The 20,589-nt window shown below is 45.0% G+C and carries 17 protein-coding genes; all 17 read right to left on the minus strand.

Annotation, left to right across the window (positions count from 1 at the left end):
* Complete coding sequence (locus C8268_RS04495) at positions 1 to 1,572, minus strand: response regulator (protein WP_106766572.1); 1,572 nt, start codon at positions 1,570 to 1,572, stop codon at positions 1 to 3.
* Positions 1,573 to 1,650: 78 nt separating this feature from the next.
* The gene (locus tag C8268_RS04500) at positions 1,651 to 3,318 is read right to left on the minus strand and encodes an extracellular solute-binding protein (RefSeq protein WP_106766573.1); all 1,668 of its coding nucleotides are present in this window, start codon (positions 3,316 to 3,318) and stop codon (positions 1,651 to 1,653) included.
* A gap of 75 nt (positions 3,319 to 3,393) precedes the next feature.
* A complete protein-coding gene (locus C8268_RS04505; RefSeq protein WP_106766574.1) occupies positions 3,394 to 4,290 on the minus strand; it encodes a carbohydrate ABC transporter permease in 897 nt (298 codons plus the stop codon).
* A gap of 34 nt (positions 4,291 to 4,324) precedes the next feature.
* On the minus strand, positions 4,325 to 5,281 hold the full coding sequence (locus tag C8268_RS04510; protein WP_106766575.1) for an ABC transporter permease: 957 nt from the start codon (positions 5,279 to 5,281) through the stop codon (positions 4,325 to 4,327).
* A gap of 258 nt (positions 5,282 to 5,539) precedes the next feature.
* Positions 5,540 to 6,499 carry a 4-hydroxy-3-methylbut-2-enyl diphosphate reductase gene (locus C8268_RS04515; protein ID WP_106766576.1) on the minus strand — a complete coding sequence of 320 codons (960 nt, stop codon included), beginning with the start codon at positions 6,497 to 6,499 and terminating at the stop codon, positions 5,540 to 5,542.
* A gap of 49 nt (positions 6,500 to 6,548) precedes the next feature.
* The gene (locus C8268_RS04520) at positions 6,549 to 8,009 is read right to left on the minus strand and encodes a sensor histidine kinase (RefSeq protein WP_106766577.1); all 1,461 of its coding nucleotides are present in this window, start codon (positions 8,007 to 8,009) and stop codon (positions 6,549 to 6,551) included.
* Between the two features lie 2 nt (positions 8,010 to 8,011).
* Positions 8,012 to 8,698, minus strand: a complete 687-nt coding sequence (locus C8268_RS04525) for a response regulator transcription factor (protein WP_106766578.1) — start codon at positions 8,696 to 8,698, stop codon at positions 8,012 to 8,014.
* A gap of 114 nt (positions 8,699 to 8,812) precedes the next feature.
* Positions 8,813 to 10,411, minus strand: a complete 1,599-nt coding sequence (locus C8268_RS04530; protein WP_106766579.1) for a S1C family serine protease — start codon at positions 10,409 to 10,411, stop codon at positions 8,813 to 8,815.
* Positions 10,412 to 10,556: 145 nt separating this feature from the next.
* Positions 10,557 to 11,213 (minus strand): response regulator, encoded by a 657-nt coding sequence (locus tag C8268_RS04535; RefSeq protein ID WP_106766580.1) that lies wholly within the window; start codon positions 11,211 to 11,213, stop codon positions 10,557 to 10,559.
* Positions 11,200 to 12,309, minus strand: a complete 1,110-nt coding sequence (locus C8268_RS04540; RefSeq protein ID WP_106766581.1) for a sensor histidine kinase — start codon at positions 12,307 to 12,309, stop codon at positions 11,200 to 11,202. The genes C8268_RS04535 and C8268_RS04540 overlap by 14 nt, the downstream gene beginning before the upstream one ends.
* A 4-nt stretch (positions 12,310 to 12,313) precedes the next feature.
* Positions 12,314 to 13,294, minus strand: a complete 981-nt coding sequence (liaF, locus tag C8268_RS04545; RefSeq protein WP_106766582.1) for a cell wall-active antibiotics response protein LiaF — start codon at positions 13,292 to 13,294, stop codon at positions 12,314 to 12,316.
* A gap of 230 nt (positions 13,295 to 13,524) precedes the next feature.
* Positions 13,525 to 13,725 carry a hypothetical protein gene (locus C8268_RS04550; protein ID WP_106766583.1) on the minus strand — a complete coding sequence of 67 codons (201 nt, stop codon included), beginning with the start codon at positions 13,723 to 13,725 and terminating at the stop codon, positions 13,525 to 13,527.
* A gap of 117 nt (positions 13,726 to 13,842) precedes the next feature.
* A complete protein-coding gene (locus C8268_RS04555) occupies positions 13,843 to 14,367 on the minus strand; it encodes a 3D domain-containing protein (protein WP_420094268.1) in 525 nt (174 codons plus the stop codon).
* A 337-nt stretch (positions 14,368 to 14,704) separates the two neighbouring features.
* Positions 14,705 to 16,642: a threonine--tRNA ligase gene (gene thrS, locus C8268_RS04560; RefSeq protein WP_106766585.1), complete on the minus strand. Its 1,938-nt coding sequence runs from the start codon at positions 16,640 to 16,642 to the stop codon at positions 14,705 to 14,707.
* Positions 16,643 to 17,002: 360 nt separating this feature from the next.
* On the minus strand, positions 17,003 to 17,938 hold the full coding sequence (locus tag C8268_RS04565) for a putative sporulation protein YtxC (protein WP_106766586.1): 936 nt from the start codon (positions 17,936 to 17,938) through the stop codon (positions 17,003 to 17,005).
* Positions 17,939 to 18,160: 222 nt separating this feature from the next.
* Positions 18,161 to 19,294 (minus strand): cyclic dehypoxanthinyl futalosine synthase, encoded by a 1,134-nt coding sequence (mqnC, locus tag C8268_RS04570; protein ID WP_106766587.1) that lies wholly within the window; start codon positions 19,292 to 19,294, stop codon positions 18,161 to 18,163.
* Between the two features lie 135 nt (positions 19,295 to 19,429).
* On the minus strand, positions 19,430 to 20,587 hold the full coding sequence (locus tag C8268_RS04575) for a trans-sulfuration enzyme family protein (protein ID WP_106766588.1): 1,158 nt from the start codon (positions 20,585 to 20,587) through the stop codon (positions 19,430 to 19,432).
* Between the last annotated feature and the right edge of the window lie 2 nt (positions 20,588 to 20,589).

Consider the following 20,589-nt stretch of genomic DNA (forward strand, 5'->3'; position numbering starts at 1 on the left):
TCATGAAAATTTTCGTCTGTATTCCAGCGGGGTCATTCCATAGGTTTCCTTGAACTGACGACTGAAATAAGGAAGATATTGATATCCCGTTTGTGATGCAATTTCATAAATTTTAAGTTTGGTGTTTCGCAATAAGTCCCTGGCCTTCTCCATTCGCATCGCAATGACATAATCACTAAAATTATGACCGGTTTCCTCTTTAAAGAGCAGCCCTAAATAATTGGGTGAGAAGGAAAATCGATTAGCAATATCCCGAAGCGTAATGTTCTCATGAAGACGTGAACTTACGTCCTCGATAATCTCTTGAATTAAACGCCCGTTTTTAGACTGCTTCTTATTATGGAGCTGCTCCGATATTTCAAATACAAGTCTCCTCAACCATGAAAAGATGTCATCGATCGTCTCAAACTGAAGTAAAATGTCCAGGTTTTTCAGCTCCATACCTGATATTTTAAATAAATTCTCATTATTGTTATGCAAATGATCATCCAGCTTCAAAACAATGTACATGGCAAAGTTCTGAATAGTAAATTTCGATCGCAAGCTGGATGCGAGCAGCAGTAGTTCCTCCAGTTCGTCATGAATGCGTACCAGTTCATAATTCGTCATCGCACTCAGCAATGAATCCAGCCGGATGTATAAGTTTTCCGCATCCTTTATATCTTCAGAAGGCACATCCGCATAGGGTATCCATCTGCCTTTTCCATAAAACATCTTATGATCCAGCGCAGATACAGCCTCGCGATAAGACGGATGCAAGTCCATCAGCCTGCTTACAGGACTGCTTAATCCTACAGTTACGGTAAATGGGAACTCATCTTTTAATTGTTCTAAAATACGACTTGCAATCGCTTTTTCATTTTTTTCATCCAAAAGCATGGCCATCCGATAATCTGATACTTTGCAAACATAATCAATATTTTGTTCAGCAAGCAGCCGATGAAGCTGCGAGAAAAAAAGGTCAACAACGTCCTCTTGATCAGCCTCGTCCAATTGATTAAGCTTCCAGGACACATCATCAATCTCCAGCAGCGCTACACATACCGGCCATGCTATTTCGTTTAACTTATATTCTTTATTAAGGACTTCCAAAGGGACTGCCTCGTAAGGCTTTTCCAAAAGCTGAAGCAGATATTGATTTTTAACGAGCGGAACCATCTGCTTATAAGCCAGTTCAGTCAACTGATGCTCTTTACTTTTATCGAGTTCACGACGAACTTTGTGCAGAGCCTCAATCAGCTCTTGATCATCCATCGGTTTCAGCACATAACTGCAAGCATTTAAAGCAATGGCCTGCTTCACATATCCAAAATCTTCGTAACCGCTTACAAATATAACACGTATATCTTCTTGTATTTCAATTGCCTTTTGAGCCAGCTCAAGCCCTGTCATATTCGGCATCCGAATATCAGTTACCAAAATATCGATATCTTCTTTCTCCAAAACCTCATATGCGGCAAAGCCGTTGTTCACGCTATCTACGACTGACATCCCTAAAGACTCCCAAGGAATAAAGCGCTTCATCCCTTCTAGATCCAAAATCTCATCATCGGCTAATAGTACTTTATACATGAAAGATTCACCCCTTCAAAAACCTTAAGGGTATACTGCGACCGCAGTATACCCACTTAAGTGCTCAGGAATTAAACATTAATTCCCCGCCATTTTTTGGAGATTCTCTTGCCATCTCTGTGTCTTGAACTCAAGCAGCTTACTGTACCCAGCAGCCTGTGCATCTGCTTCCGCCTGATCCAGAATGGCTAAAACTTCGTCATCACTTTTCGCATAGAGGGCTTTAGCTCTAGCTTCTAGGTATATATCTTCGACACGCTGACGAATAATTCCTTCCTCGCTATCCGGCATTGGGTCCAAGTTGATAAACTCTGTTGCATCCGCTTGTGTTTTCCATGTAATTTCATGCTGCCAACGTGTAGACCAGTTACGCTTTTCTTCCGGCAATGTGCTTTCGTATTTAGCTTTTGCCTGGTCGATGTATACTGTGTTACCTGTCCACTGAATATTGGTTGTGAGTGCCTGGAATTTAGCCAAACCTTCTGCATCCTCTGTATAAGCTTCAGTAAACTTTGGTGTTAATCCGTCTTCTTCAAGGCCATCCCAGTATTTACCCTCTGGTCCCCACATTTGGATACGCTGTCCTTCAGGGCTTGTGTACCAATCGAGGAAAGCAAAGATGGCTTCAGGGTCTTTAGCATTTTTGGTAATTACGCTGACGTTCCAACCCAGCTGAGTGTATGTTCCCGGATAAATCTTATCTTTGTCCAATCCTTCTTTGCGAATTGGCCAAATCATGAAGTAACCGGCATCTGGATCTTCCGCAGTCAAGAGCGCATGAGCGTTCATCGCATATTCCGTCGGGCTGGATGAAGCAAATACAGCGACTCTGCCTGTGTTCACTTTTTCTTTTACCTGATCAGCTGTTTGTGTCATGGCATCCTGAGAGATCAATTTCTCCCGGAACAGTTTGGAACTATACTGCATCGACTCCCGGAATACCGGGTCCGTAAAGATCGAAGTCAATTTATCGCCTTGAGGTACAGCACGGATACTGATGTAACGAGTAAGCACATCTTCACCAAAAGCACTGTACAATACGTCTAGCCCCTGTCCGTCTTTAGCCAAATATGGCTCGAATGGAACGACGTTCGGATAGTTTTCTTTAACCATTTTCAAATAATTGTACAAGTCATCTGTTGTCTCCAGAGGCGGTGAACCCAATTCCTCATAGATCTTTTTGTTGACAACGTAACCGGCGTTACCGTTCGGCTGGCTTGTATACCAGTTCGGGAACTGATACAACTTGCCGTCTTCCGAGCGAAGCATGTTAATACCTGCTTCTCCTAACCATTCTTTCAAATTCGGATATTTATCGAGATAGTCATCAAAAGGAACGAGCAAGCCTTCTGAACGCAACTTTTCTACAGTCGGTCCACGGTCCATCCACATCACATCAGGCAATGACTCGGACGCAATCATCGTGTTCAATTTCTGTTCCGCATTACCGCCAGATTGAATGGCTGTGATATTAACCTTCTTATTCTCCTTGACCCACTTTGAAGCTTCGTCATCTCCCCATGGAGGCATTGTATACCAGTCATAGTGACCATAGAAAGTAAAATCCAAAGGGTTTTCGCCTAGAACATATTTGCTTTCTGTTTTCGGAGTATCTGTGTTCTCTGGTTCCGCAGGAGCTTCACTAGCCGTTTTGCCCCCATTACCTCCAGCACATCCAGCAAGTAGCATTGCCCCTGCCAACAAAGCCGCCATTGATGACGTCAGTGCCCTTCTTTTTAACCTCATTTCTCTTTCTTCCCCTTTCGTTAATGCCTATGGTTTTATGTTAAAGCGTAAGCTTTTAACATCATGGTCAGCAAACTATTCTTTCAATGAACCTACCAATACACCCTTAACGAAATACTTCTGGACGAACGGATATACCATGATGATTGGAACCGTCGCGACCATCATTGTAGCCATGGACAATGATTTTGAGGTTACGGTCTGCATTTTTTGAAGCTGTCCTTGTGCCGCTGAATCCAGATTACCAATCTGGTCGGAAACGATATTCGTATTGAGTATTTGTTTCAGCATCGTCTGTATCGGCATCAGGTTCTCATCGTTGATATAGATGCTTGGATAAAACCAGTCGTTCCAGTGGTTAACTGCTGTAAACAAGGATAGCGTAGCGATAACCGGGCCTGAGAGCGGCAGCACGATTCGGAAGAACACTCCCCAGTTACCACACCCGTCAATTTTGGCCGATTCTTCCAAGCCTGCAGGAAGTCCTCGAAAAAAGGTTCTGAATATGATCATGTTCCAGACGCTAACGAGAGACGGGATAATAAATACCCAGAAGGAATCCATCAAACCCAAAGCGCGAATCAAAAGAAAGCTTGGAATCAATCCGCCACTGAAGTACATCGTGACGATACACATAATCATGTAATATTTACGCCCAATCAGCTCTCTTTTGGTCATCCCATAAGCAAAGATCGCAGTCGTAATGATTGATGAAATAGTACCTATAATGGTCCGCATTATGGAAACATAAAAACCGTTTATAATGCGATCATCGTTAAATACGATTTTGTAGTTCTCCAGTGTAAATTCTCTAGGCCAGAATGTAACGCCGCCAAGTGATGTATCAGCCCCTTCGTTAAAAGAGATAACCGCAGCGTTCCAAAATGGATAAAATGTTACAAATGCCAGAAATACGAGGAATATATAAATCATGATGACCATTACACGGTCTCCAAAGCTTAGACGTACCAAGATCATTCGCTCCTTTCAACTAGAGGCCTGAATCCTACCATAGACTGTTACCTGATTTACGCGCAACGAAGTTTGCTATGGTTAATAGCCCTACGCTGATAACGGCTTTGAACAGTCCGACTGCAGTAGCGTACGAGAATCGTGAATTCTGAATACCGACTCGATAAACATATGTATCGATAACATCCGCTACGTCACGAAGTACCGGATTCACACCAAGGAGCAAAATATCTTCAAAACCTGCGGTGAGCAAGTTTCCGATCTGAAGAATCATAAAGATTGTGACAACCGGCATAATTGTAGGAAGGGTGATCGTTAAGATCTGTCGGAATTTACTTGCACCGTCTATATCCGCCGCTTCATACATATGTGGATCAACGCCAGCGATCGCAGCCAAGTATACAATGGAACCAAAACCGATCTCTTTCCAAACTCCCGTTGTCACCAATATTCCCCAGAAATATTCAGGTATCGATAGAAAACTGATAGGCTCTTCAATCAGGTTGAACTTTTGCAGTAGTATATTGATGCTTCCGTTATCTGTGGACAAAAGAGACATTGCGAAACCCGCAACAATAACCCACGACAGAAAGTGCGGTAGATAGCTGACGGTTTGTACAACCCGTTTAAAAGCCATATTCCGGACCTCGTTCAACATAAGAGCGAGCAAGATCGGAGCCGGAAACCCGATAAAAAATTTCATTAAACTGATGACGATGGTATTTCGCATAACATTAAGAAATTCTGGTGATTCAAAGAACATCTGAAAGTGCTTAAATCCGACCCATGGGCTCGCCGCCATCCCCTTAAAAATACTGTAATCTTGGAAAGCCATTAATACGCCATACATAGGTATGTAAGCAAATACAAAAATGAGCGCCAATGCTGGAAGTACCATCAATTGAATATCCCACTGTTTAAAAAAACGGATCAGGATGTTGTCTTGTCTCCGTTTGGGGATGTGTTCTCTTTCAATGGATGTCTGAGCCATATCTGTTCCTCCCCCGACTGATCTAGTTGCCTTCATTTTAGCTGAATAAATTATCTGTTACTATTTGCCTATTCAACGAAAAATGATACTCATCAATCGAGTTTTAAAACGCTTTCATATTTATCCATAAAAATGGAAAAAGAAACGACATAAACACCCTTTCATCAGGATGAAAATCGTTTCTTTTAACTAAAATAACCCGAAGCGAAAAATTCCGCTCGGGTTATTATCAATAAATATCGAATTAGGCCAAACGCTTTAGTTGGAAGATGAAGGGCTCTTCTTCCTCACCGGAGGAAGCAGCTTGCTCATATTAACCGTTCTGTTAATCTCCCACGTATCGGGCTGATCATGTTCATATTGCTCCAGATACGCGATAACTTCCTTCGTGATAGGGGTTGGAGTCGATGCCCCCGACGTTACAGCAACTTTGTTTACACCTTCAAACCACTCACGTTTCAGCTCAGTAACATCACCGATCCGGTATGCCTTGACGCCTGCAATTTCCTCAGACACCTGAGCAAGTCGGTTTGAGTTGTTGCTTCTCGGATCACCAACAACGATAACCAAATCAGCCTGACCGGCCTGCTCGGCCACAGCCTCCTGCCGGACCTGGGTGGCAAGACAGATTTCATTATGAATTTCTGCATGAGGATATTTCTCCAACAGCCGCTTCATAATATGCTTGATGTCCCACTGGCTCATTGTCGTCTGGTTCGTTATGATCACTCGGTCAGCTTTCACCTGTAGAGAATCAATCTCTTCTTCCTTCTCGATTAAATGAACGCGGTCCGGTGCAATTCCAATCGCACCTTCAGGCTCAGGATGACCTTTTTTGCCGATATAAATAATGACATACCCATCCGCAGCCTTCTCCCGTATCAAATCATGGGTCTTCGTTACGTCAGGACACGTAGCATCAACCGTAGTCAATCCCTTATCTCTGGCCAGCTTGCGAACTTCAGGAGAAACGCCATGAGCTGTAAAAATAACGGTCCCTTTATCCACCTGATTCAATATTTCCACACGGTTCGGCCCGTCCAGCGTAATAATCCCTTCGTCCTCGAAAGACTTCGTAACATGACTGTTATGAACAATCATACCTAATATATAGATAGGCCGCGGAAGATTCAAATTTTTCGCTGCCTGCCGTGCCAAAACCATTGCATCGACAACACCGTAGCAATAGCCGCGCGGCGAGATTTTGATCACTTCCATGGTCTTCACCTGCTTTCTGATTTACGTGACGATCTTTCTCATTATAACGCTATTCCAGCGGAGGAGCAAAAATGATTGGCAGCCAGACGATAAACGTGGTGCCTTCCCCTCTTTTGGTTACGACCTCAACCGATCCCCCATGCACATCGATAATCCATTTGGCAATCGATAAGCCAAGACCGGTCCCTTCCGTTACCCCTCTGGATTGATCAGCCCGGTAAAACCGATCGAAAATATACGGAACCTCGTCTTTGTTCATTCCAATTCCCGTATCCGAGAAACGGATGCCAACCTGACCTTTGTACAAGATCACGTCCAGTCTGACTTCGCCCTCAGGTGTGTATTTAAAGCCATTTTCTATAAAAATGAACAGCATCTGTTGTAAATAATCCCGGTTGCCCTCCACGTATACGCCGTTAAGAATCGACAAGTCGCCGGTATGCCACTCGGCTTTACGCGGAAGAAAGCTGGCCCGACGGACGACTTCTTCAAGGAGAGGCTCCAGAGCTACAGGTTCCTTCTCAAAGGTCTGGCCGGTATCTGCACGCGCAAGTGACAGCATATCGGACAATAAGCGGCTCATTCGTTTCGCTTCATCTGAAATATCCCCAATGGCCTCCACCGATATTTGCTTCAAGGTTTCCTCATCCAAATCCGGTCTTTCAGAAGGGGAGCCCTCCCATATTTTGTGGAGCAGGTCCACATTTCCTCGGATTGTCGTCAGAGGTGTTCTCAGCTCATGCGAAGCATCTGAAACAAATCTACGCTGTGCGGCATAGGCATCCTCCAACTCTTTATAGAAGCCTTCTGTCCTCTCAAGCATGCCGTTAAATGTGTCGATCAGACTCCCAATCTCATCCTGCGGACCGTCATTTTCAATTCGCAAACTAAGATCTGTCCCCTTCTGAATCTGATTGGCGGCATCGGCCACTTTCTGAATCGGCTTCATCGATTTCCGGGCCATGAACAGACCTAACGTCGAGGCAATGATAAGTGTGGCGAGAGATCCCGTAAACAGCACGGATCTCAACCGGGCCAGCGTTCTTTCGGCGGGTCCTGTATAAGCTCCGACCTGTAACCATCCGTAAACCTCGTTATCCTGTGTATAAACAAAGTCCTGATATATTAAAAATGGATATCCTGCAACATTTTGCATCTTAAATCCTGCTTCCTTGCCTGCCCTGGAAATGGAAGGTACATCAAATTCAAGACCACGAAGCTTCATGTTGTCGGAACGCCATTCTTTCTGATTATGATACGTATAGGACTGGACATAAAGGTCTGCCTCTTCCATACGCACGGTGGAAGAAGGATCGGGCGAAAAACTCGTGCCTCCATCGTCATTGATCCTAAGCACCGGACGGATTTTGTTATATTGCTGCTGGATACGTGATTTCAATTCATCATACGTATACAAATGAACAAACCCGTACACAGCCAGGCTGAAGGCTAGCAGCGTTATGAACAGGATACCGGAGTACCATGCTGTAAGACGCAGCCGAATAGACATATTTAAGTATCCCCCCGTAAAATATACCCCGCTCCGCGGATCGTCTGAATCAATCTTTTACCGCCATGCTCCTCCGTTTTTTGCCGAAGCATCGCGATATAGACTTCAAGTACATTCGACTCACCGCTATAATCATAGCCCCAGATTTTATCCATAATCAGGTCACGAGACAGCACCCGCTTCGGATTCATCATAAATAAATGAAGCAGCTCAAACTCTTTGGCTGTAAGTTCCAATTTCTTGCCGTCCCGGGTGACTTCCCTTGCATCCGTATCCATAACCAGGTCCTCGTATACAATCTTCCGTGTCTCCAGCTCTTCATCCGTTTTCCTGCGAAGCAGAGCCCGAACACGGGCAAGCAATTCTTCGAGAGCAAATGGCTTGACCAGATAGTCATCCGCCCCGGTATCCAATCCCTTAACCCGGTTCTCAACCTCGTCTTTGGCTGTAAGCATAAGTACAGGTATTTTGCTCCCGCCTTCCCTAAGCCTTCGGAGCGCCTCAAAGCCATCCACCTGCGGCATCATAACGTCGAGTATAACAACGTCCGGCTCTTCATTCAGAATCATTCTCAAGCCTTCTGCACCATTAGAAGCGGTATAAACATCATACCCTTCAAAGGCGAGACCGCGTCTTAACATGGAAATGATTTTCTCATCATCGTCTACTATTAAAATTCGGGATCGCATATAATTATCTCCTCTGTTTGTTATATCATTTCTCCTACAACCCCATTATATCCACGCCTTAGAGAACAGCACAAGCGGAAGGAGCATCCCCTTCCGCTTGTATTGTTTCAAACTTTATTGTTGCTGTTTCTGGGAAGCTTGATATTCATTCCGATCACCGATCGTCAGCGGCAAGTCCAGCTTCTTCCCGTTACGCACAACATTCAGCGTAATTTTATCCCCGACCTTCTTGGATTTAATAAATTCAACGAGCTCGTTATGCGTTGCATATTTGGTACCATCCACTCCGGTAATAATATCATACTGGCGGAGATCCGCTTCATAAGCAGGGCTGCGGTATAATACACTGTCAACATAAGTGCCTTCCTTCACATCTGTACCAAGCTGCTGCGCTATTTGAGGGGTCAGTGTGCCAAGTGTTGCTCCAATGAAAGGAACCGGTTCTTTCGGTACCTCTTGACCGTTCTTCAAATAATCCAGAACTTCAAGAATAGTCTCGGAAGGGATTGCGAAACCTATACCTTGCGCCTCTGCACTTACAGCGACGTTCATTCCAATGACCTCACCATTCATATTAAGGAGCGGACCGCCTGAGTTACCTGGGTTAATGGAAGCATCGGTTTGAAGCAAATGCTCATAGTTACGATCCTCTTCACCATTCTGTCCGGCAATTTCAATGCTACGCTCTTTGGAGCTAAGCACACCCGCTGTTACCGTATGCTCAAAACCTTTCGGGTTACCGATCGCAACCAGCCATTCTCCAACCTTCAAATCCTCCGAATTGCCAAGTTCCACATATGGGAAATCTTTATCTCCTTCGATCTTAAGAACTGCCAGGTCGAGCTCATAGCTTGAGCCGAGCAATTTGGCCTCGTATGGCTTTTTATTATCCTGGAGAGTTACCTGAATAACATCAGCACCATGAATAACATGCTCATTTGTCAAAATATAACCGGATTTGTCAAAAATAAAGCCGGACCCAATTCCAGACTGTATCAGCTGAGGAGAGTCGTTGCTACTTCCTTCACTGCTGCTTCTTCCATTCGGCAAGTCACCAAAGAAGAAGCGGTATATTGGATCATTCATATACGGATTGCCTTGACTGCTTCCGTCACTCTTTACAAACGTTTCAATCAGTGTTACAGCAGGACTCGCCTGATCGACAACAGACGTTACATCACCCGGATTAGAAGAAGCTGATACTGCCGTAGCAGCATTATTTCCGCCAGATGATCCAGCACCTGAATCAGCACCTTGTGATGCTACTGTATCAGGGGTAAACAGATTTGCCCGATCCGCTGCAAACATAAGCCCGGTAATGACAAGCATACCTGCAAGAAAGGATAGGAGAACGGTTTTTACAGAGCTTTTCGGCTTGCTGTTATTAAAGTTCCATTGTCCGCCAGAGTTTTTCTCTGAAAAGGATTCCCCTTTCCCTCCTCCATTCCCATTTCCTTGGCCTGAAGCTCCGGATGCATAACTTGGAGCAGGAACCTGTTTTACCGGCTGTGGAGCTGTAATTTCCACTTCCTGCGCTCCATGTTGTCCGTAAGCGTCTTGCCCTTCTCTTTGACCGTCTCCATCACTGATCGACTTGAATGGACCATAAGAATAATAATAAGAAGAGCTGTCCGATGATTGCGTTTGATGTTCTTGACCCTCATTGGTTTGTTCCTCATTGTTAGGACCAAACCGATTTCTTTGATCGTCCATATTTTTACCTCCTATTTGAGAATACCCTTATTGTTTTTAGGTGTTAATTTTTGATCTGTTCTTATTGTGTACTATAAACCTTAATATCACCTTAAAAACAATTAAAAGGAAGATAAAAACGAACGAGCAAAACATATCTCAGGCTTCAGTTGACATCGACCCAGCCTTTCCGATGCGCGTAAATCGCCAGCTGAGTTCTGTCTTCCAGCTCACATTTCATCAGCAGATTGCTGACGTGAGTCTTGACTGTTTTAATGCTAATATGAAGCTCTTCCCCAATCTCCTTGTTGCTCTTTCCCTCAGCTATAAGCAAAAGCACTTCCTTCTCACGCTCCGTTAACCCCGATCGATCTTCTTGAACTAAATGTTGGCGGATTCCCCGAGTCAAAGCTTCAGATACATCCTTTGTCATGACCGGCATTCCTCGATATGCACCTTGCAAAGCATAAATAAGTTCATCAGCAGAAACCGTTTTGAGAACATAACTGACCGCTCCTGCTTCAACACATTCAACCACAAGATCATCCTCTAAGAAGCTCGTCAGGATCACGATCTTTTGCCCGGGAAACTCCTTCATGGCCTCCCTTGTGGTTTCAGCACCGTTCATCACTGGCATCATCAAATCCATCAATATCAGATCCGGCTGATGCCCCGCCTCAGCGTTTCTTAAAAACTCCAACACTTCCATCCCGTTTGCAGCTTCCCCGATCACTTCAAATGACGGGTCCAGTGACAAATATGTTTTTAAGCCCATTCGAACCATATCATGATCATCAGCAAGCAATATTTTAATTACACTCATTTACTTTCCCCCTTTCGGTTTCTGATGACTTCATATCTTCCTGGCTTCTTTCACCAGAGTCAGGCTGCGCCTCATCCTCAACCCGGTTTTCAAACAACGGTATATGTACCCTTACGGTCGTTCCGGCCCCCCGCCGGCTGATGATATCGACTTGACCTCCCAGCTTTTCTGCCCGCTCACGCATCGTGGACAAACCATACGAACCTTGTCTTTGCGTCATTTCATCAAAGCCCATTCCGTCGTCGCTTATGCTCAGCACAACCCGGTTACGTTCCTCTCGTAGCGACATGCTTATAAGCGTTGCACAGGCATGTTTGACAATGTTAGCTATGGCTTCTTGAATAATGAGAAATAGCTGGTGTTCAATCGCTTCGGATAATCCGCCGCATAGCTCGACATCCTTCATCCCTTTCAGGTTGTTTTTCCGGCAGTAGTCAGGAAACCAGCGCTCCAGCGCTTCTTCTAATGTTTTCCCTTCAAGTTCAAGCGGTCGCAGCTGTGCGATTAAAGCTCGCATTTGTTTTTGAGCGGTATGTGACATCGAAATGAGCTGCTCCAGCACTTTATCACCCTGCTCCGGATTGTTTTTCATAACCCCCGGCAATGATGAAGCTGACATGTGAATAGCAAAAAGCTGCTGGCTGACCGTATCATGTAAATCCCGAGCCATTCGCCTGCGCTCCTCCAGAACAGCAGCTTCTGCAGCAACTTCTTTTTCAATAACGTCCTGTTCTCCAAGCCGCTGAAGAATTTTCATTTTCTTCTCTAACGCTTCTGTCATGCGATTAAACTCTTTATATACGCGTGCAAATGAAGCATCCTCTGCTTCCGGCAGCCGAATCGCCAGATTGCCTTTGGCAACCTGCAGCATGTTCAAATGCAACAGATCAAGCGGCCTTTGAATACGCTGACCAGCGATATATCCGACAATTCCTGTAAACAGAATGATACCGACCGTGTAATAAACCCACAGCCGGTTATCCTCAATAATCATGTAGCCTGCCTGGTCTGCGATATATAGAAACACAGCCACCCCGGCACCGATCAACAAAAAGTAAAGCATGAGCACCCATTTTGTATTTTTTATAAAGTTCATATTGTTATCCTACCTTGTTCACTTTTACATCGCCGATAAAGACACTGATATGAATACGTATCCTTTTGCCGGCCTCTCTGTAAAATGGGCTTTCTATTCCGGCACTGCTCATGAAACCGCTGCGCTCCTGATCGAGAACCGACATATCTCCAATAAATGAACTTGTCTGTACATAAACTCCGAGATCGGAATCGTTTGGTACAAACACCTTAACATCACCGATGAAAGCCGAAATATTGATTCGGGTCTCTCCATAAGGAATTTGAGCTTTTGTTAGATCTAATACAGTATCTCCGATAAATAGCGAAGTGTTGGTCGGTTTAAGTGTGAAGTATTCATTGCCGAAGTTCAAATCACCGATAAAGACGGATTTATTGATTGTGCTTCCTTGATGCCATCCATGATCATTCCAGCTTTCCATACCCTCTTCATACTCTCTGCGTCGAGATCTATGACGAGGCTGTTCATGGATAACATATTCCTTCTGCTCCGGAATGGATTGTTTTTCCCGATCATTTTTTTGACCAAAAGTTTGCTCAAACATTTCATCTAGAGTGGACTCCATTTTCGGTGCTTCCGGAATCGGATCAACACTTTCGTAATCGTCCCTATTATAGGGTTGTGGCGGGTTTGGCGGTTCCTGATGCTTCGGCTTCAAGATAACGGATATTCCGTAGCCGATTAACATAACAGGCAGCGCAAATTTGACCAGATCACCAAACGAAAAGAAAATGATGTCCAGATTTCGTCCCAGAAAATACAAACCGATGATTAACGGTATCATCGATCCCAATATGGCGCCTCCGTTTCTGGGTGAGCCCACAATCCCTTGTATGCCGACCCATATCAAAATAACAGGCCAAAATGTGGAAACGAGATGTACCAGGCTTACATTAATAAATCCTGCCTGATGAAGCATAAAAAATACTCCTGCTCCAATGAGAAGAAGCCCCCAAAACAGCTGGTTCCATCCTTTTCTATTCATAACCGCATCCCCTTGTTTTTCATTTCATATGATTCCTTTGATTACAGTGTACAACAAGTGCTGCTTCAGGAATAGCGGCGCCGGGATGAAACCGGGATCGGTCTGGAGACCGAGGCGGGTGGAATAATAAGTTAAAAAGTTTTCGAAATCCCGATTATTTTATAAAAAAAGCCAAAACCTCCGCATATATACGAAGGTCTTGGCTGCATTAAACAATATGAGGTGGATATTTAGCGGTTAGCTTTGTTTGTGCTTTGGGAACCAAACTCAGCAAACTCAGCGTCAAACTTTTCGTTTGGCGTTTTGTAGTTCTCCTGAACTTTCTGGGAACCTTTTTGAGCAACAGAAGTACTATTCTCCTCAGCAAACTCAGCATTAAACTTTTCATTTGGGGTTTTGTAGTTTTCCTGTACTTTGCTTTTCTTAGCCACAGTATTCACCTCCCTGTCCAGCAATACCATCATCCTCTTCGGGGAACGTCTCCCCGAAAATAGTATGTGATAGACAGGCGGTCATTATTCTTATATCCGGTGAACTTGATTTCCTCTTTAAACAGCCTCTTCCAGTACAAAAGAAGGCAGAAAACGGTACGTTTCAACAGCTTCACCAAGTCTGTTCAGCATCTCTTCCGTACACTTGCCGTTTCCGCGCTTAATCAGCTGTACCTCGACATCTTTTTTACCCCATTCTTTAAAAACCTGTTTGGTCGTGGAAAAATACAAATCGATCTTTTCGCCCTTAATCGCAGACCCGGTATCAGCAACAACTCCGTACCCATAATCCGGAATATACAAAATGCTTCCCAGCGGAAACACTTTTGGGTCAGCTGCAATGGTCGATACCTTATTTTTATCACGCTTTACCTTTACACCGGAATAGGTAATTCCATACTGCGGATGTCCTGGTCTTTTACCTGTTGATTCGTAGCCGGCAGTATATCCGGTAGCTGTTACTTTAATCGTGTGAATTACCTGATCTTCTCTAGGTGCTAATACAGGCATGGAAGGCGATTTTTTCTTCAGAGATTCGATATTCTCACTCTTCTCCGGAGAAGAGTGAAGCAAATAACTCATATTGCCCAAGCCTACAGCACTGAATGCATATAAATCAGGCATCTTTACAGAGTAACTTTCTTCTGCCTTCTCATCCTCATTGCTTGTTTGTACCTGCTCAGTGGTTCCATAGGAGTCTGAAGATATTTGTAAGATCGCTACAGCGTCCGCTTCAAACGAGACGAAGCTATACATCAATCCTGATAGCAATGTGCAAATTAAAAACCTCTGCCATGTTTTCCATTTGTTCATTTGAGTACCTCCCCCTTGCTAGTGAGGTTTCCCAATTTCCAAAAGGTTTATACATTACATGACAGAGGTTGATTGATCTCATGCTATAGTAAACTTTGCAGAAATATCAAATGGTACGATTGTTAATTTCCTCCTGAAGCTTAACGATCACTTCATCCAGACCTTGTGCACCAAGGTCGCCTTCACCGCGTTTACGAACAGACACCGCTTTGGCGTTCATTTCATTCTCGCCAACGATGAACATGTAAGGAACTTTTTCAAGCTGCGCTTCACGGATTTTATAGCCAAGCTTCTCATTGCGGAGGTCGGCTTCTACAGCAACACCGGCAAGCTTGAGCTTATCAGCCACTTCCTTCGCATAATCTTCGAAAGCGGTCGATACCGGAATAACCTTAACCTGTACAGGCGAAAGCCACAATGGCAGCGCACCTGCAAAATTCTCCAGAAGGAAAGCAACGAACCGTTCCATCGTTCCAAGAATGCCTCGGTGAATAACGACCGGACGATGCTTTTGACCGTCATCGCCGACATATTCAAGCTCAAAGCGTTCCGGAAGCAGGAAGTCCAGCTGAACAGTAGACAACGTCTCTTCTTTGCCGAGCGCTGTCCGAACCTGAACATCAAGCTTCGGACCATAGAATGCCGCTTCCCCATCGGCTTCATAGAACGGCATGTCCAGACTTTCCACAACCTCACGCAGCATGCGCTGGGACATTTCCCACATTTCGTCGTTCGGGAAATATTTCTCGGTATCTTGCGGATCGCGGTAAGACAGACGGAAACGGTAATCATCAATACCGAAGTCCTTGTACACAGTCATGATCAGATCGATGACACGCTTAAATTCTTCCTTGATCTGGTCCGGACGGCAGAAAATATGTGAATCGTTCAATGTCATCGCGCGGACACGGTGAAGACCCGTCAGTGCTCCAGACATTTCATAGCGATGCATCATACCGAGCTCCGCAATGCGGATCGGAAGGTCGCGGTAGCTGTGCATACTGCTCTTGTACACCATCATATGGTGCGGACAGTTCATCGGACGGAGCACCAGCTCCTCGTTGTCCATCACCATTCTAGGGAACATGTCTTCCTCATAGTGTGCCAAATGCCCGGACGTCTTGTACAGCTCTACGTTACCGAGAACCGGTGTATAAACGTGCTGGTATCCAAGGCGCTCTTCCATATCTACAATATAACGCTCCAGCGTCCGGCGAAGCTTCGCCCCGTTAGGCAACCAGATTGGCAATCCTTGACCGACCAGCTGGGAGAAGGTGAACATTTCAAGCTCTTTACCCAGTTTACGGTGATCACGTTTTTTCGCTTCTTCCAGCAGACGAAGATGCTCATCAAGCTGTGCTTTTTTTACAAAAGCAGTACCATACACACGCTGCAACATTTTATTCTTGCTGTCACCGCGCCAGTAAGCACCCGCTACGTTCATCAGCTTGAAAACTTTGATTTTCCCGGTAGAAGGCACGTGTGGCCCGCGGCAAAGATCGAAGAATTCACCCTGTTCATAAATGGAGATAACACTGTCCTCAGGCAGATCATTGATCAGCTCCAGTTTGTAAGGATCCTCCAGCTCACCGAAAATGCGAAGCGCTTCTTCACGGCTGACTTCTTTGCGTACAATCGGAAGGTTCTCACCGATAATACGATCCATTTCTTTCTCAATCTTTTGCAGATCTTCCGGATTCAGCGCCTCTTCGAGATCCATATCATAGTAGAAGCCATCTTCAATAACAGGTCCAACGCCAAGCTTTACCGCTTTAGCCCCGAACAAACGCTTCGTTGCCTGCGCCATCAAATGGGCAGTACTGTGACGCATAATCTCAAGTCCTTCTGGTGAATCCTGAGTCACAATTTCAATAAGAGCTCCTTCTTCAAGGGGGGTCGACAGGTCCACCAGCTGACCGTTCAGTTTGCCGGCAACGGCATTTTTTCGAAGCCCGCTGCTGATCGATGCCGCTACATCTTCAATACTGCTCCCTTTCGCATATTCCCGGACAGAGCCGTCCGGAAGCTTAATACGAATAGACATCCTACATTCCTCCTAAAAATCCTTGTTCCAATTCATTTTCACGTCTCATCTCATGACCTGTTTGCAGGACAATATAAAAAACACCCGTCCCGCAAAGGGACGAGTGCTATACTCGTGGTTCCACCCTAATTCAATCATCAAAACAGCCCTGTCATGCATTCAAGGTGCTTTAAGAAGATCCTTCGTTGGCATTGGGTAACGGCAATGAACCGGCGAAGCCTACTTTCTCATTTCGACAACGCAGCTACAAAGGGGTAAATCAACAGCATACCGGAGGAAATTGCAGCCGAGGTTCCCTCTCTCTGAACGGTCTTAAACTGTTTGATTCATGTCTTTGTCAACGCTTTTCACGTGAATTTATCAGTTATTATAATCCCGTTTAGCCGGGAACGTCAAGTCATCATTCGCCAGGCTTCCCAGAAAAGGGCTGCATTCGGAACATCCGATACATACCTCCGCCCTGTCTTCAAAAATATGCGAAAGCGTGACAATAACTGCAAGATCCGGCTCCCGCGTATGGATGATCATGCGAGCAGGAGAAACGGATATCAGTGTACTGACGATCATGTCTTCAATCTCCATCTCCTGATCAAGCCGTTCCATCACGAGCCCTTCGCCCCTTAACTTTTCAATCGGCTTTAAGCTGCCATCCAGGAGAAGAAAATCCTCTCCTCCTTTATGAATGACATGAGCAAGAGGCATTGCCGGTTCCTGAAAATACACAAAATATTTAAGTAAATTAACAAACTCTTTGTACTGCTGATCCAGCATAAACTCATCCACCGCGTACTCCGCTAATTCCCTTAGCTCCTGTTCATACGCCTGTAATCTAAAGGTCATAAAACCATCAAGGTTCAATTCAGAATACTCCTTGAGGCACATAAAGATACTGTCTTTCAGCTTTTGCACTCGTTGCTGTAAAAAGTCTCCTGAAGGTTCATCCTTGGCAAGCAGCATGAAATACCATTGCAGAACATGTTCTGATTCTTCCAGATCATGAAATTCAAAGTCAGAAAGCAAAATCCGTGCGGCAATTTCCTGTTCTTTCTCTTCCATAATGTAAGCTGCGGCCGCTTCAGAAACCAACAAGCGCACCTTCTCTACCGATGCCGTCCAAGATGCGAGCGGCAATTTTCCCGAGCACTTCCAAACAACCCGATCTCCCGAAGCGCTGAATGAAAATTTCAGCTGCTTGCATTGTTTGCGTAGCACCTTCTGCTGGTTTGATAAGATACGGTAAAAAGCTTCTTTTTCACCGTCAGTCCGTGTATTGACCGATATGCTGAACAGTTCCATGGAATCGCTCCTTTCGGGTTCCCTGTTTCAGTATATGGGGACCTTAATGGGGATATACGGAACTCGTTTTTGGAAAAAGAAGCAAGCTCACTCTAACAGCACCCACCTGCTTTGAAGTGCAAATATGTAAGACGAACCTGTGCATCGGATATTGAAAAAGAAAAAGCCCTGTTTTCGAAATATAAACGATAAACAGGGCTTCTTGTATGACTTAAATGAGTTCTAGTTTTGCATGACAAAATCGCGTTCTACCGTACTGTTATCATGGAACACACGCAAAATATCATATTTCGTATTACGCTGGGCAGGAATGTTGCCGCTCTCGCGAATCAGCTTCAGAATAGACTCGATGTTCACTTTATATATCGCACCTGCAGAAGAAACCACATTTTCCTCCATCATCGTACTTCCGAAATCATTGCATCCGTATGACAGCGACAGTTTGCCAATTTCTGGTCCCATGGTCACCCAAGAGGATTGAAGATTCCGAACATTATCGATAGCCAGGCGGCTGATTGCAACCGTCTTTAAGTAAGATTCAGGGGTCTCACGTTCACGTCTCAGATTGGTGTTATCCGGCTGGAAAGTAAACGGTATAAAGGCAAGAAATCCTTTGGAGTTCCAGCCATTTTGAATACATTCATCCTGAGCATCCCGAATCCGAAGCAGGTGAAGCGCTCTTTGCTCCATCGTTTCTCCCAATCCGATAACCATCGTTGCTGTTGTGTTCATTCCAAGTTTATGCGCCGTCTGCATGACATCCATCCATTGACGCCAGCTGCCTTTCAACTTGCTCACCTTTTGTCGGATACGGTCGTCCAAAATTTCGGCACCGCCTCCAGGTAACGAGTCTAAGCCTGCATCTCTCAGCTCGCGTACAACTTCTTCCATGCTAAGGCCTGACACATCCATCATTTTCACTATTTCGGCAGGTGAAAAGGAATGCATCGTAATATCAGGAAAACGTTTTTTAATATTTCGAAGCAAGTCCGTATAATAGCTAAACGGCAGGTTCGGATTTGTTCCGCCCTGCATTAAGATTTCAGTCCCATCAACGTCTTGGGTTTCCTTGATTTTCTGAAAAATCTCCTCGTCTGAAAGCACATATCCTTCTTCATGTCCCGGTCTGCGATAAAAAGCACAAAACCGACAATATACATCGCACACATTCGTATAGTTGATGTTACGTCCAATCACGAATGTTGTAATCGGATCAGGATGCATCCGCTTGGTCATAATATTGGCGGCATGTCCGATTTTTTCAATCTCATCACTATCAAAGAGTGTCACGGTATCCTCCAGATTCAACCGTTCACCGCGCAGTGCCTTATCTAGAATACTATCGACAGTACTCATATATTTGATCCTCCTTTATCACAGCTAAAAGACAGTGGGTTTCACATGTCTAGATATATCATAACTTTTTCATCGTACCACAAAAAGGAAGCAAAAACGACATCCAGTTTATTGAATGTCGCTCTACAATATATGTTATTTATACACATCCAAAGCACGAGCCAAATCTCCAATTAAATCATCAATATCCTCCAGCCCCACGGAAAAGCGAAGCAGTCCATCGGTAATTCCTCGCTCATGGCGTACCTTCTCGCCCATTGCAGCGTGAGACATCATCGCAGGATAAGATAAAATGCTCTCTACCGCACCCAGGCTCACTGCAACGAGCGGCAGACTGACCGCATTCAACACCTGCTTGGCCCTTTCACCTGAACCCACATCAAACGACACGACTGCGCCGTAACCGCTGCACTGCTTCTCATGAATTTCACGTCCCGGGTGATCCAGCAGTCCGGGATAGTAAACGGCTTCAATATCACTGCGTCCCGTAAGCCAAGCCGCTAGCTTGGCGGCCCCCTGCTCACTGTAGGTCATGCGCGCACCAAGCGTTTTCATTCCGCGCATGAGGAGCCAGGAATCCTGCGCCCCTAGCACGGTTCCAAGCCCGTTTTGCAGCTGCTTCAGCTTCGTTCCAAGGCTCTCTGTTCTGGCAACAGCGAGACCTGCCAGCACATCGCTATGACCGCCAAGAAATTTGGTAGCGCTGTGAAGAACGATATCCACACCTAGCTCAATCGGCCGCTGATAATAAGGCGTCATAAACGTATTGTCTACGATCGTTAATAGTCCATGATCCAAAGCCCATGCCGTAATGGCCCCAATATCCGTTATTTTCAAGGTTGGATTCGAAGGGGTTTCCATATATACAGCCTTTGTGTTCGGTTGTAAAGCTTCTTTTACTTGTTCCAGATCGGTCATGTCAACAAATGTGAACTCCATCCCCATCCGGTTTAGTATACTTGTCAGCAAGCGGTAGGTACCGCCGTATACATCCTCGGTTACGATGATATGATCACCTGCTGAAAGCAGCATAAATGTACTCGAAATCGCCGCCATGCCCGATGCGTAAGCAAAGCCTTGCGCACCGCCCTCAAGCTGTGCTATATAGTCCTCCAGCTTTTGACGCGTCGGGTTCCCGGATCTGCTGTAATCATGAACAGGCGGATGAAAGATATCCTCATGATGAAAAGTGGAGGCTTGATAAATTGGAACACTGGATGCACCAGTAGCTGAGTCAATTTCTCCTCCAAAATGCAATAGTCTAGTTTCAAATCGATAAGGGACTCGACTCATCT

It is taken from the genome of Paenibacillus faecalis, assembly GCF_900289175.1.
Classification (GTDB): Bacteria; Bacillota; Bacilli; order Paenibacillales; family Paenibacillaceae; genus Paenibacillus_AQ; species Paenibacillus_AQ faecalis.

Coding starts and splice junctions, on each gene's coding strand:
- C8268_RS04565 (WP_106766586.1), bottom strand. CDS start 17,938: ATGGAACTGTTCAGCATATCGGTCAATACACGGACTGACGGTGAAAAA.
- C8268_RS04535 (WP_106766580.1), bottom strand. CDS start 11,213: ATGAGTGTAATTAAAATATTGCTTGCTGATGATCATGATATGGTTCGA.
- C8268_RS04575 (WP_106766588.1), bottom strand. CDS start 20,587: ATGAGTCGAGTCCCTTATCGATTTGAAACTAGACTATTGCATTTTGGA.
- C8268_RS04520 (WP_106766577.1), bottom strand. CDS start 8,009: ATGTCTATTCGGCTGCGTCTTACAGCATGGTACTCCGGTATCCTGTTC.
- C8268_RS04540 (WP_106766581.1), bottom strand. CDS start 12,309: ATGAACTTTATAAAAAATACAAAATGGGTGCTCATGCTTTACTTTTTG.
- thrS (WP_106766585.1), bottom strand. CDS start 16,642: ATGTCTATTCGTATTAAGCTTCCGGACGGCTCTGTCCGGGAATATGCG.
- liaF (WP_106766582.1), bottom strand. CDS start 13,294: ATGAATAGAAAAGGATGGAACCAGCTGTTTTGGGGGCTTCTTCTCATT.
- C8268_RS04495 (WP_106766572.1), bottom strand. CDS start 1,572: ATGTATAAAGTACTATTAGCCGATGATGAGATTTTGGATCTAGAAGGG.
- C8268_RS04510 (WP_106766575.1), bottom strand. CDS start 5,281: ATGGCTCAGACATCCATTGAAAGAGAACACATCCCCAAACGGAGACAA.
- C8268_RS04500 (WP_106766573.1), bottom strand. CDS start 3,318: ATGAGGTTAAAAAGAAGGGCACTGACGTCATCAATGGCGGCTTTGTTG.
- C8268_RS04525 (WP_106766578.1), bottom strand. CDS start 8,698: ATGCGATCCCGAATTTTAATAGTAGACGATGATGAGAAAATCATTTCC.
- C8268_RS04515 (WP_106766576.1), bottom strand. CDS start 6,499: ATGGAAGTGATCAAAATCTCGCCGCGCGGCTATTGCTACGGTGTTGTC.
- C8268_RS04530 (WP_106766579.1), bottom strand. CDS start 10,411: ATGGACGATCAAAGAAATCGGTTTGGTCCTAACAATGAGGAACAAACC.
- mqnC (WP_106766587.1), bottom strand. CDS start 19,294: ATGAGTACTGTCGATAGTATTCTAGATAAGGCACTGCGCGGTGAACGG.
- C8268_RS04555 (WP_420094268.1), bottom strand. CDS start 14,367: ATGAGTTATTTGCTTCACTCTTCTCCGGAGAAGAGTGAGAATATCGAA.